Origin of the sequence: Sphingobacterium sp. CZ-2, from assembly GCF_004526235.1 — a bacterium.
GTDB lineage: Bacteria > Bacteroidota > Bacteroidia > Sphingobacteriales > Sphingobacteriaceae > Sphingobacterium > Sphingobacterium tenebrionis.
On record NZ_CP038159.1, the window covers coordinates 1,485,898 to 1,499,641 of the forward strand.

The 13,744-nt window shown below is 40.3% G+C and carries 8 protein-coding genes; 3 read left to right on the top strand and 5 right to left on the bottom strand.

Translation table 11 applies throughout. The features are described from left to right. Positions 1-182 precede the first annotated feature (182 nt). Positions 183-1,301, bottom strand: a complete 1,119-nt coding sequence (locus tag E3D81_RS06775; RefSeq protein WP_134776899.1) for a helix-turn-helix domain-containing protein — start codon at positions 1,299-1,301, stop codon at positions 183-185. Between the two features lie 226 nt (positions 1,302-1,527). On the opposite strand from E3D81_RS06775, the gene E3D81_RS06780 reads away from it, so the two are divergent. Together E3D81_RS06780 and E3D81_RS06785 are read left to right on the top strand one after the other, a co-directional pair. After that, positions 1,528-4,392 (top strand): TonB-dependent receptor, encoded by a 2,865-nt coding sequence (locus E3D81_RS06780; protein ID WP_167554252.1) that lies wholly within the window; start codon positions 1,528-1,530, stop codon positions 4,390-4,392. A gap of 43 nt (positions 4,393-4,435) precedes the next feature. Beyond that, a complete protein-coding gene (locus E3D81_RS06785; protein WP_134776901.1) occupies positions 4,436-5,263 on the top strand; it encodes a tyrosine-protein phosphatase in 828 nt (275 codons plus the stop codon). Between the two features lie 217 nt (positions 5,264-5,480). Here E3D81_RS06785 and E3D81_RS06790 read toward each other — a convergent pair whose 3' ends face one another. The 4 genes from E3D81_RS06790 to E3D81_RS06805 all read right to left on the bottom strand — a co-directional run bounded on the left by E3D81_RS06790 (position 5,481) and on the right by E3D81_RS06805 (position 9,921). Further along, on the bottom strand, positions 5,481-7,094 hold the full coding sequence (locus tag E3D81_RS06790; RefSeq protein ID WP_134776902.1) for a tetratricopeptide repeat protein: 1,614 nt from the start codon (positions 7,092-7,094) through the stop codon (positions 5,481-5,483). Positions 7,095-7,441: 347 nt separating this feature from the next. Beyond that, positions 7,442-8,410, bottom strand: a complete 969-nt coding sequence (locus tag E3D81_RS06795) for an MBL fold metallo-hydrolase RNA specificity domain-containing protein (protein ID WP_134776903.1) — start codon at positions 8,408-8,410, stop codon at positions 7,442-7,444. Next, on the bottom strand, positions 8,407-8,994 hold the full coding sequence (coaE, locus tag E3D81_RS06800; RefSeq protein WP_134776904.1) for a dephospho-CoA kinase: 588 nt from the start codon (positions 8,992-8,994) through the stop codon (positions 8,407-8,409). The genes E3D81_RS06795 and coaE overlap by 4 nt, the downstream gene beginning before the upstream one ends. A 30-nt stretch (positions 8,995-9,024) precedes the next feature. After that, positions 9,025-9,921, bottom strand: a complete 897-nt coding sequence (locus tag E3D81_RS06805; protein WP_245153304.1) for a YbbR-like domain-containing protein — start codon at positions 9,919-9,921, stop codon at positions 9,025-9,027. Between the two features lie 141 nt (positions 9,922-10,062). Between E3D81_RS06805 and purL the strand changes: the two genes are divergently transcribed. After that, positions 10,063-13,743, top strand: coding sequence for a phosphoribosylformylglycinamidine synthase (gene purL, locus E3D81_RS06810; RefSeq protein ID WP_134776905.1), 3,681 nt, complete (start codon positions 10,063-10,065; stop codon positions 13,741-13,743). Position 13,744: the final 1 nt, after the last annotated feature.

The window sequence follows — 13,744 nt, forward strand, 5'->3', positions numbered from 1 at the left end:
TCTCAACCTGGCTCCTAACCTATATCTTCAAAATATGTTTGAATTAGGGTCAGAATCGTACTTAAAACATGCTTAAAGCAGGATTAAAGTATCGGAAAAGTATATAAAGCATACATTTTGCATACTTTCAGCATCCTTTCAGTATGCTTTTGCACCGAAGGTAACTATAATAAAAACAGCTCTTATTGTATCTGCTTATAAAAGTTCGAAGGAGTCAATCCCGTAATTTCTTTAAAATATTTATTGAAGGTAGATTTAGAGTTAAAACCCGAAGCATAGGCTGTGGTCAACATATTAACTTCCAGATCCCTTTCCACCGCCCTTTCAATACGATCTTTAAAAGAATTCACCCGATACTCATTGATATAGGTATAAAAGGGCTTATTAACATAATGATTCAACGTTTCACTAATTCGATATTTATTGATCCCTACCAAACTTGCCAATTTATCTAACGTTAGCTCTGTATCCTTAAAATATTCCTCATTCTTCATGGAAGATTCAAGTTTATCCCAAATTTCCATCATTTCCGTTTCAGAGATTAATTCCCTTCGCTTTTTAGGTTGTTCAAGGGCTATTTCAGATGATCCTTTTTCCCCTTGAGGCGCTGTTGGAAAGCCTAATCCATTTGTATTCTGCGACACTTTTGTATCAACAAACCGATATTTAATGATCAAAACACATATAATCACTAATATAGCATATACGATCGTTCTTAAGAGAATGGGATCTAGACTATAGGAACTAATCTCAAAAAAAAGGGTATAACTCAATGCTAGGACATTTATAGTCAAAAAACCAATGGACATGCTGAGTGTTAACCTTTTTTCCGCTGGACTAAATTTATTTTTTAATGTTAATACGATAGCTTTAGTGCAAAGTATAATCGTAAAGGGAATGAGTGTCCAATAACTAATCTTATTGTACCAGTCCAATATATATTTTCCCTTCTCTAAATCAATGCTCAAAGCCGTTATCGCAGAAAAATAAACTATGCTGGCCATAAAAAACGGTAATAAGAGGTAAAATTTCTGTGCGATCTTCAAGGAAAAATTTGCCTTTTGAAGCGTAAAAAAATAAACAAATGGACCGTAACAATAACCGATAAAAGTATTCATCATATCGCGCACACTCTGCTCTTCCACAAAATTGAATATGGTGAATTTTATGGATAGATGAATGGTTACACAAGTAATGATTGCCAACAAAAGAAAATCACTTTTATCCCGCGATTTCAATTGCAGCAAAAAAAACATACAAAGAATTGCCTGAAAGATTCCGATTGAAATAACAATAGTCATGTGATTAAATTCAATAACCTAAGCTATAAAAGCAATATTACCTAAGTATTAATAGTTTAATAACAATTTAATAACAACCCATAAGCAATTGTAAATCAACAGGTAAACGTCCGCTTAAAATGATACGGACTTGGGACAATCGCTATTATTTGTTGGGGGCGAAAAATCTTTGGAATCCTTAAAACTTTGTTCCAAATGAATGCAAAAAATCAAATCCAATAAAAAAATGAAACCTCATCGTATTTGCTTAGCAATCGGGTTCTTTATTATTCTTCTTGTCTCGGGGAACAAAGAATTAAGTGCCCAAGTTATTAAATCCAATGTAATTGGCGCCACAGGCAATTTGCCAGGAGCTACTGTAAAAGGCTTGACTTTTAAAAACAGTGTTACCACCAATCTACAGGGCGAATTCACTATAGTAGCACCAGATACTGGAATGGCTAAATTAGAAATAACATACATCGGATATCAGCCAATGGAGATTGAACTCCACGTTAAAAAGGGAATTAACAGTTTGTCCCCTATTGAATTAAGCGAAGGAGCTAATGCCCACATTCAAGAAATCCTACTATCCGGAACCATGGCACCCTCCCAAGCCAAAGCATTAGCCATTAAAAAGCAATCAAACGCCATTATGGATGTCTTAGCAGCCGATGCGATCGGAAAATTACCCGATAGAAATGCTGCTGAAGCCGTTCAGCGTATGCAAGGTGTTGCTGTGGCCAGGTATCACGGTGAAGCGGATAGAGCAGCAGTGCGAGGAACTCCTTTTTCTTGGACTTCCGTTTTGTTCAACGGTAGCCGCCTTCCAAGTGCTGATGTTCTTGGCAATCGCTCCACTGTACTCGATGCTATCCCTTCCGAAATTATTCAATATGTGCAAGTAGCGAAAGCGATCACTCCGGAGATGGAAGGTGATGCAATTGGTGGTTCTATAAATTTTATTACGCGAACCGCACCTGCTAAAAGAACATTAAATGTGAGTGCTGCAGGAGGATATAATACCTTTAGCCAAAATGGAACCTATAATGGTTCTCTTGTCTATGGAGACCGATTTTTCAACAACAAACTTGGAGTCATTCTTTCTTCTGCCATTTGGACGCGGAAATGGGGTTCTGATTCCTTTGATGTTTCCTATAATACTGGACTTTCGAATGAGCAGCAAAAAAATTCCATTGGTTCGGTGATGCTTAAGCGGTATTTGGGAGAAAGACAAACCAAAGGTGTGAACCTTGGTGCAGAATATAAAATTAATGCTGGAAACAAGGTTTTTGTTCGGGGAATGCTGAACAAGTTTGAAGATATCCGACCTGTTTATGAAGCCTATGTCGATTATAACAAATCAAGATATCAGTATAACAATCGCTACTCCCACTACAATACCACCATCAATGGCATAGAACTTGGCGGAGAAAGCCAATTAGCCAACAATGTAGTTTTAGATTGGACGCTGAGCGATTACAAATCCAAGTATTACCTCAATACCCCGCCTGCCAATGAAAGAAAGGGTTTACCAATTGCTACATTCCAACAGAAAATCCAAAGTGGATTTGATAATCTTTCCAACGATGGCCTTCGTTATTGGGAATTCGATTCTCCAAATGCTGTTGGTGGATCGCCAAATGATTTTCAATCGGGCGTAAAAGATCCATTGGAAAACATGGACCCCAATAAATTAAAATTAAACCAATTGGTCATTGCCAAATTGGATAACAACGAACGAGATCAGGTCGGACAATTGAATTTGAAATGGACGGCCTCTTCCAAGGTGAAATTTCAAATAGGAGGAAAATTCCGCCATAAATTCCGGGAAAATAAATTTGGTGCCAACCATGTTTATCTAGCATCCGCATCACTGGGCATACCTAATTCAGCTCCGGCATTGAGTTTAGCAGAATTAAATAGGCAGGATTTCCCTGCCGGAGTGGAATACTTTGATCATTTAAATGGAAATTATGAAGCCTTCAAATTAGACCCATTAACAAAAAATCAAATTCTAGACCTTTTTGATCCTAATTTCTTGGATCAACATGGTTTTAAGGATTATACAGACGCTGCATCGGCTGCTTCCGAATATTCAGGATATGAAAATGTTTCTGCAGGATATATTATGTTAGATTATGACTTATCCGACCGTTTGAAAATGCTGGTGGGTGTTAGAAACGAATACACACACATGGAATTGAATGGCCAACGCGCCGTTCCAAAAGATAAAACATCAGAATTGATCCCGGCACAGACCAAAAATGACTACAATTCTTTGCTTCCTATGCTTCATTTCAAATATAAATTATCAGAAAATGCCAATTTGAGGACTGCATACACCAGAACTTTCATACGTCCAAACTTTGGCGATATGTCACCAGGATCATCCATTGACAGGACAAGCGCTATAATCACCATTTCTCAAGGAAACCCCGATCTAAAACCTACATTCAGCAATAATTTCGACCTTATGGGTGAATATTATTTCGATAATATTGGAATCCTTACTGCTGGGATTTTCTATAAGGATATCCAGGACGTGATATTCACAGATATCAGCCAACAGGAAATTGAGGGACAATTATTCAGAATTTCACAAGCAAAAAACCTGAATAATGCCTCAACCTTAGGTCTTGAAGCTGGGATCAATAAACGCTTTGATTTTCTACCTGGATTTATGAGCAATTTAGGAATGGAAGTGAACTATTCCTATATCGATTCCAAAACAAAAGTACCGCGCCTCGGAAATGCTGGGATCATTGACAAAAGTCCGCTTCCTAATCAATCAAAACACTTGATGAATGCGATTTTATTCTATGAGAATAATGCGTTGATGATTCGTCTAGCAGGAAATTATAGGGCAAAATCCTTAGAAGGTATTGATCAGACTTTAGGACCGGATTTCTACAAATGGTCTGCGGGTACATTTAGCTTGGATTTTTCAGGTACAGTTACCCTTACCCGCAATCTTAAAGCATTTGTGGAATTGAATAACATCAATAACTCCGCAACAACCGTCTACTTGGGCGATAGTAGACGTACGGTATCTCAAGAGGTCTATGGTAGCCGAGGTCAGGCTGGAATCCGTTGGGATATTTTAAAATAATACAGAACAAAAAGAATTACAATCAAAACATAAAAGAAAAGTTATGAATACCATTAAAACATTTATTTGTGCAACGGCTGCATTATTACCAAGTTTAACGTTTGCACAATTAGCAGACAGTACCAAAAGGTTGGCACCGGTAGAAGGTGCTATGAACTTCAGGGATATTGGGGGATACAAAACCATGGATGGCAAGGAAGTCGTATGGGGAAAAATTTTCCGAAGTGATGCTATTAATAAATTGACCGAAAAAGACGTAAGCTGGATGGATAAACAAGGTTTACACACGGTGATTGATTTACGTGGAGAAGCGGAAGCTAAGACGGCTCCAGACCGATTGGCAAATGGCACCGACTACACCCTTAGTCCAGCGGGAAGTGATAAATTGCCTACTGCTAACGATATGGCGGATATGTTCAAAAAGAAAGATTACCTACTAAATTTTTACGCGGAAGGGATCGATTATTATGGCAAAAAATATCGACCTGTATTTGTTAAACTTCTGGCTTTGGAAGCAGATGGCGCTATGATGTACCATTGTACAGGAGGAAGAGATCGTACTGGAATGCAAACCGCTTTAATTTTACATGTTTTAGGCGTTCCATACGAAACTATTGAAGCAGATTATTTAGCTTCTAACATCTATCTTGCCCGCAGACCTAATGGCGGATTTGATAAACAAAAAATTGCAAAAGCATTAGGGATGACAGAAAAGGAAATCGATGAAAAACTTGCCCTTACTCCTCAAACGCTAGCTTCTTTTTTCAATGCCATTAAGAAAAAATATGGAACGGTGGAAAATTTCCTTCAAGAGGAAATGTCGATTGGACCGAAAGAAATTGCACACTTAAGAGCAAAATATACCAAATAGGAACAAATTTGACTTCCATATTCCAAGTAAAAACGGCTAGGACCTCGATAGGCCTAGCCGTTTATGGAAGCATTCCAAACCGATTTTTGTTACCAATTGAATTCTCTTAAATGTATCATCAAGATCGCATTAAATGAAAAGGGCATTTGCTCAGGATTTTTACATTTCTAAGGATTTTTAAAAGTGGACAAGCTAACTCAATTATTAAATCCCCATGTTAGATTTTCAATAAATTTTCTACTTCTGCCGGTAATACTTTCCCTAATTCTTTTGCCTTCTTAAAATGTTCCACACATTTATTCTCATCCTTTAAGTTAACATAAAAAATCCCTAGCCAAAAGTGAACATCAGCAAGATTTTCCGGATATATTCTTCCATAAATGGTTTTTGGTATACCGAGTGAAATTGAATTTTGATTAGCTTCGTATTCCCTTAAAAAATCTTCCAACTGATTTTTCCCTTTTTCAAATTCCTGTTTTGATCCTAAAAAACGGGCATACTGCATTTTAGCCAAATAAAAATCATATAACTGCATCATGCGATACTTCTCCCCCCTTTTGGCCTTTTCTGACTCCTTTTTGAAAATTAATAATGCAGCTTCAAATTCCTTCTCAGCAGCAACCTGATCATTTCGCATAACATAAATGGAAGCCTTTTCAAGATGGGCCTTATAGTATAAGGAATCGAAGTCTGCCAACACTTTATCAAAAGTTATAAAGGCATTATCCAATTGATTAAACCTTTTCTCTATCATTCCTTTTACAAACCAAGTCTCGGGACTTGTTGGCTGCAATTTGCTCAAGGAGGCCCAATAATTCCGGGCATCTTTCTCCATGTTCTGTTCTAAAGCTAACCAGGTAAGTTGCAAATAAGCTAAAGCATGGTTAGGATCGATTTTTAAAGCCTCTTCATATTTTGTCTTTGCATTTCCCCAATCTTTAACGCGTGCAAAATTGACCCCTTCTAACACCAATTTCGCCGCTTGGCCATTCAGATTTTTCTTACGATAATTCTCTTCCTCTCTTTTAACCTGATCTGGATTATTCAAAAAGGCAAATTTTCCATAATATAAATCCGGTTCTTTAGGTTTAGGTATATGTCCGCTATGGTCAGGATGGGTGAACTCACTATCGGGTTTAAAACGGACCACCCCCCAGGTCTGATTAATTTCTTGAAGAGCTTTCATCCTTTCTCCAATCGGATAATAGTAATAAACCTTCCCAACTCCTAAATCAAACTTCAACAAGTACACCGTAATCATTTCATAATTATCCACCGTATCCTTAAATTTAAATTTAGTATTGGAAGTGAAAATTAAGGCTGTATCTGCGTTTATCAGTTTTAAGGCATCACGGTTCACATATTCCAAATATTGCAGTCCAGCATACGAAGGGCCAATGCTTTTTGGATCTGCGTTTATTGAATTTGTCCAGCGCCTAGATTCTTCAACCGATTTTTTATCATTGTTATATTTGTAATAATTGGAAAGACGAAACCAATTTTGGTCATAACCGATATAAATATCCCCTTTTTTAAAAGAAATAGGGTTACGAAAGGCCAATAGCGGATTGATGGCCAATTTATTCTCCTCCAATTTTTTCGCTTTTGGATCGCTTGCAAACAAACTAAAGTTGATGGAATCTGGAAGTTTCGGCCATGGAACGGTTTCATACCCTTCTGGTTTAAAAACTAATGCATTTATTTCTTCCAATTTGGAATGGGTTTGCGTATCGAAAGCTCCTAAGGATTTTTTGTTAACGATTTGTTGCCCCAACGCAAACAAATGTAGACAAATGCCCAACAGTGCAAAAAGGATTTTCTTAGAATACATAATCTAGCTTAAATGTTAAATGTTTTAAAGGTATTTTAATGATCTGGTAAATGGATGCTTTTTTTTAATCAATCCATAACTAAAATTAATTTTATTTTTGAGAATACGAGTTATTTATTGAAAAAATTAACAATAAAAAAACGGCTAGGACCTCGATAGGCCTAGCCGCTAAATTTTTTCTTATGTTCCTATTATAGGCCTACAAATAACCCAACAAATAATAGATAATGATAAATACGATAATGGTACCGAAACATCCCAGTCCCATTTTTTTGGCGCCCCATCCGGCAATCAGTGCTCTAAAAAACTTATTCATTCTTTTCTCCTTTTTGTTTAATATCGAAATATTAACAATAGTCGGGAGAAAATGTTTGTGAGAGGATATCCCGAATTTCAAATTTCCCATGGAAATGCTGCTGTAGCACCCTTCCATCGCCATGAATCGTCCAGATAGCCTTAGGTTTTACCTGCTCGATAAAGTACAAAATATCGTTCCAATCCACATGATCGGAAAGGTAAAGGCTAATATCGTTTTGCGCCTGCAACCGCTCCCAACCCGAAGCAAAAGCTTTCAGCACATTCCTTGCTCGCCTATAACTGTTGAAGGTCAATGGCGGAACCAGATAGATCTTATTCTGCGAACCATCTTTCATCGACTTCCGGTTGTATAATTCATAGCGCATCGGAGCCTTCAGGTACCGATCATAAATCTTATGCATGCCCAACATGGAATGGTGCACGAGAACTTCCTTCTCCGGACAATGCTCGTTCAATAATGCGGTAATGCGCTGCGCTTTTCCCAGGGAATAACAGCCCAGTAGGATGTTATGGGGAACTGCCAGTTTCATGATCTCCTGCACCGGATCTGGATGTTTGACCGCAGGATTGGCAAAGGTGGTCTCTGTGATCAGCACATCAGCCTCTTTGAACTGAATTGGTTCGCAGGTAGGATCAGCCTGCAGTTTATAATCGCCGGTATACAGGTATCGAACCCCTTTGTAGACCATTAATATCTGCGCACTTCCCAAGATATGACCAGCCGGATATAGGTAGATCCCTACCCCATTGATCTCAAAATAGGTATCAAATGGAATAAGTTGAAAAGATTGGTCAGGCTGTTTCGAATGTCGGAGTTTGATGAATTCGGCCGTTGCCTGGGTACAATAAATGTGCTTATGTCCAGGGCTTGCATGGTCGCCATGCGCGTGGGAAACCACAGCATGCTTTACCGGATATAAGGGGTCAATATAAAAATCGCCATAAGAACAATAAAAACCTTGTTCCTTACGCACTAAAAAATCTTCAATAATATTCATGAATGGAAAAACCGTTTATGAAGTTCCATAACCTGGACGATCAAACTGTGATCATCGTCATTATGGATGATGAAATCTGCCAACTTTTCCTTTTCGGATTCTGGCATCTGTTTGCTCATCCTTCTCCTCACCTCCTCTTCTGTTACCTGATCACGTTTCATGACCCGCTCGATGCGAACCGACTCTGGCGATGTCACCAAGATCGTAAAATCCAATTTCTTATAAGAGCCACTTTCAAATAATAAGGCGGCTTCCTTTACGCTATAAAGCGATGTTTGTGCGGATGCCCAATCCTCTGCATCCTGAATAACCGCTGGATGCACGATGGCATTCAACTTCGCCAATTCTTCTGCATTGGAAAATACTTGTTTCGATAACCAAGCCCTATTCAACTGCCCATCTTCCAGGTAAACTTCCTTGCCAAAGGTTTTCAGCAAAGCCTGGCGTACCGCTTCACTCTTGAACATGATATCCTTGGCTTCCCGATCGGCATCATAGGTCGGAATACCCAACACCTTGAAGATCCGGGCAGCCATACTTTTCCCTACACCGATTCCGCCTGTAATACCTATTTTCAATCCCATAATAGCTTGTTTTTTTTGAAATTAGCTTTGTTATTTCCTGACGAAGAAATCCACGTTCTGTGGCTCGATACTCAATACCTGACAGAACTCAGGTACCTTGGTGATGATGACAGGCAGGCTGCTGACTTGATGGTCCTTCCAGGAATCCAGGTCCACCACCGCCTCAAAATCCCTTGAGGTCCACTTGTTATAATCCTTTACAGATAATAAAACCGTTGCTTTCACCTTGCTCGGTAATACCCTAACGGAAGTATACCCCTTGTTATTCTCTATCTTGATGGGCAATTCGATCACCTTTTCTGTCACTTCCCCTACCGGGATGATCACCTCGGCAAAAGTCGGGTAGATCGTGATGTTGGTCTTGTTCTGTCTATCCAGATAGGCCACCGTGCGAACATCCGTATTCAGCTCCTTGCCTTTGATCGTATCCGTCTCCAAATATTCAATGCTCGCCACATCCTCCAATGGACCGGTAATGGTGACATATTCGGGGATGGTGCGCGTAGCAGCAATAATGCCATATTGTTTTTTGAAGGTCAAGCTATGGATGGCCTTTACAGGAACCTTGCGTTGGGTCTGTTTCGAAAAATCAAAATACAAGGTATCAGGAGAAACAGCCACCACCTGTTTATCGCCTGGGAATTGCCTGTTGATAAAACCGATCTGGCTTCCAAAAACAATGAAATTACGGGATTTTAATCCGCTCAGGTCGACCTGGATTTTGGCAGTATCCGGATATAATCTTTCCATCAGCATCTTCCAACCCGACATCTTGATCTTTACCGATACGGTATCCGACTGCAAAGGGTGGAAAGCCTTGTTTTCTGGCAGGTTCACATAGGTAATACTGGCCTTTTTACTGAAATTGTAATCGCTGGAAATCGCAAACAAGGTCCATGCTAAAAAAGATATGATTACACATCTCAAAAATATGGATAGCTTTCGCCTCTGTACCTTATTTATTCGCCTCATAGCCATGTTACAAATGTAATATTTTGTAGTTACGAATGATAAAATATTCCGTAACTTTGTACTTTAATTGAAGGACATTCAAAATTCACTTTAATAATGATTCATTTCTTTGTGAACCAATCGAACACATTTTATGCTGTTCAAACCCCAAAAGTTTTATCAACCGAAGATATCTCCAAATTAAACTGGCTTTTTGGAAATGCTAAAAAACTCGACGAGCAATCGCTGAACGATTCCTTTGTTGGGCCAAGAGCAGCCATGGTTACCCCATGGAGTACGAATGCCGTTGAAATCACCCAGAACATGGGTATTGAAGGTATCATCAGGATCGAAGAATATCAGCCGGTGGCTGCAGATTTCAGCGATTTTGACCCGATGATTTCGCAGAAATTCTCGGCATTGACGCAGGATATGTTCAGCATTAACATCAGCCCTGAGCCGATCATGGAAATCGACGATATCGACGCATACAATAAATCCGAAGGACTTGCTTTAAGTCCGGAGGAAGTGGAATACCTGGATAAGCTGTCGGATAAAATCGGCCGTAAATTAACGGATTCCGAAGTATTTGCCTTTTCCCAAGCGAACTCAGAACATTGTAGACATAAAATCTTCAATGGTACGTTTGTTATCGATGGTGTGGAGCAACCAACTTCGCTGTTCAAATTGATCAAGAAAACATCAGAAACAAACCCGAATGCGATTGTTTCTGCCTATAAAGATAACGTGGCTTTTGTAAAAGGTCCTCGCGTTACCCAGTTTGCACCGAAAACGGCAGACAAACCTGACTTCTACGAAGAGAAGGAATTTGATTCCGTAATCTCTGTAAAAGCAGAAACCCATAACTTCCCAACTACGGTGGAGCCTTTCTCAGGCGCAGCGACAGGTTCGGGTGGTGAGATCCGCGACCGTTTAGCAGGTGGTCAGGGAGCTTTGCCATTGGCTGGAACAGCAATTTACATGACTGCTTATTCCCGTTTGTTGGCAGACCGCCCTTGGGAGAACGGCATGGAAGAAAGAAAATGGTTGTACCAAACACCAATGGACATCTTGATCAAGGCATCAAATGGTGCATCGGATTTTGGAAACAAATTCGGACAGCCATTGATCACCGGATCAGTATTGACATTCGAACATGAAGAGGATGGCCGTAAATTAGGCTATGATAAAGTGATCATGCAGGCTGGAGGTATTGGTTATGGTAAATTGGATCAGGCCAAAAAACACGAACCGCAAGCAGGCGATAAGATCGTCATCCTTGGTGGGGAGAACTACCGTATCGGGATGGGTGGAGCTGCGGTTTCTTCCGCAGATACTGGTGCCTTTGGATCTGGTATCGAATTGAACGCGATCCAACGTTCGAACCCTGAAATGCAGAAACGTGCTGCAAATGCCATCCGTGCATTTGTGGAATCTGATCATAACCCTATTGTTTCCATCCATGATCACGGTGCCGGTGGACACTTGAACTGTCTATCCGAATTGGTGGAAAGTACCGGTGGATTGATCGATATGGATAAACTTCCTGTCGGTGACCCTACCCTTTCTGCGAAGGAAATCATTGGTAATGAATCCCAGGAACGTATGGGCTTGGTGATTGCCGATGAGGATATCCAAGTTCTTCAGACCGTTTCGGAAAGAGAGCGTGCTCCGATGTATACCGTTGGGGACGTGACGAACGATCACCGTTTTACTTTCCAATCGGAAAAAACGGGGGAAAAACCAATGGATTATGCATTGGAGGATTTCTTTGGATCTTCGCCAAAGACCATCATGTCGGATAAGAAAATCGATCGTCCATATGCTGATCTTTCCTATGACGCGAAGGATGTTCCAAATTACCTGAATCAAATATTGCAACTGGAGGCTGTAGCATCCAAAGATTGGTTAACGAATAAAGTAGACCGTTGTGTGGGTGGCCGCGTTGCTAAACAGCAGTGTACTGGTCCATTGCAATTGCCATTGAACAATGTGGGTGTAATGGCCTTGGATTATAAATCAACAGAGGGTATAGCTACTACAGTGGGACATTCGCCTTTGACGGCTTTAGTGGATCCGGTTGCTGGATCGCGTAATGCCATCGCAGAAGCTTTATCCAATATCGTCTTCGCGCCTATCCACAACAAATTGGCAGGCATTTCCTTATCGGCAAACTGGATGTGGGCATGTAACAATGATGGGGAAGATGCACGTTTATATGAAGCAGTAAAAGGTTGTTCTGATTTTGCGATCGAATTGGGCATCAATATCCCTACGGGTAAGGATTCCTTATCGATGAAACAGAAATACCCTAATGGGGAAAACGTTATTGCTCCAGGAACGGTGATTATTTCTGCGGCAGGAAACTGTACCAATATCAATAAAGTGGTAGAGCCGGTATTGAAAAAGAATGCGGGTTCGATCTATTATATCAATCTTTCCCAGGATGCGTTCAAATTGGGAGGATCATCTTTTGCGCAGATCTTGAATAAGATCGGTGCAGAGGTTCCTACAATCAAGGATGCGGCTTTCTTCAAGAAAGCGTTCAATGCTATTCAGGATCTGATCAATGCCGATCAGGTTGCTGCGGGTCATGATGTGGGTTCTGGTGGTTTGATCACGACCTTATTGGAAATGTGTTTTGCAGATGTGAACCTGGCAGCGGACTATGACCTTTCAGGATTGAAGGAGTCGGATACGGTTAAAGCTTTGTTCAATGAAAATAATGCGGTTGTTTTACAGGCGAAAGAGGATGCTTCTTTTGAGTCATTGTTAAAAACGGCTGGCGTTTCTTTTGTTAAAATAGGAACAGCTAAGGAAGGTTCTTCGATTTCGATTCAGAATCATACTGATGCTTTCCAATTTGATGTGGCGGAGACTAGGGATACCTGGTTCAAGACTTCGTTCTTATTGGATCAGAAGCAATCGAAAAATGGAACGGCACAAGCTCGTTTTGATAATTATAAAAATCAACCTTTACAATATACTTTCCCAAGTCATTTTAATGGTAAGAAGCCCGTTATTGATGCTGGGAAGGCGCGTCCAAAAGCGGCTATTATCCGTGAAAAAGGATCGAATTCGGAGAGAGAGATGGCAAATGCGATGTACTTGGCCGGATTTGATGTGAAGGACGTGCATATGACGGATCTGATTGCTGGTCGCGAAACCTTGGAGGATATTCAGTTCATCGGTGCAGTTGGTGGTTTCTCCAACTCGGATGTATTGGGATCGGCAAAAGGATGGGCCGGTGCTTTCCTTTACAATGAAAAGGCAAAATCGGCATTAGAGAAATTCTTCTCCCGTCCGGATACCTTATCTGTGGGGATATGTAATGGATGTCAGTTGTTCATGGAATTGGAATTGATTAATCCGAACCATGAGGTGCATGGTAAGATGTTGCATAATGATTCGCAGAAACATGAGTCGAACTTTGTTTCGGTGAAGGTACAGGAGAATAATTCGGTGATGTTGTCAACATTGGCGGGTTCTACCCTTGGGGTATGGATTTCTCACGGAGAAGGAAAGTTTAACCTGCCTTATGGGGAAGATAAGTACCAGATCGTAGCAAAATATGGTTATGAGGAGTATCCGCATAATCCGAATGGTTCTGATTATAATACAGCGATGATGTGTGATAGTACAGGAAGACATTTGGTGACTATGCCACATATTGAACGTTCTACTTTCCAATGGAACTGGGCGAATTATCCAGAAGGCAGACAAGATGAGGTAACCCCTTGGTTGGAAGCTTTTGTGAACGCAAGAAAATGGATCGAGGAGCAGAATAAGAAGGGGTAAG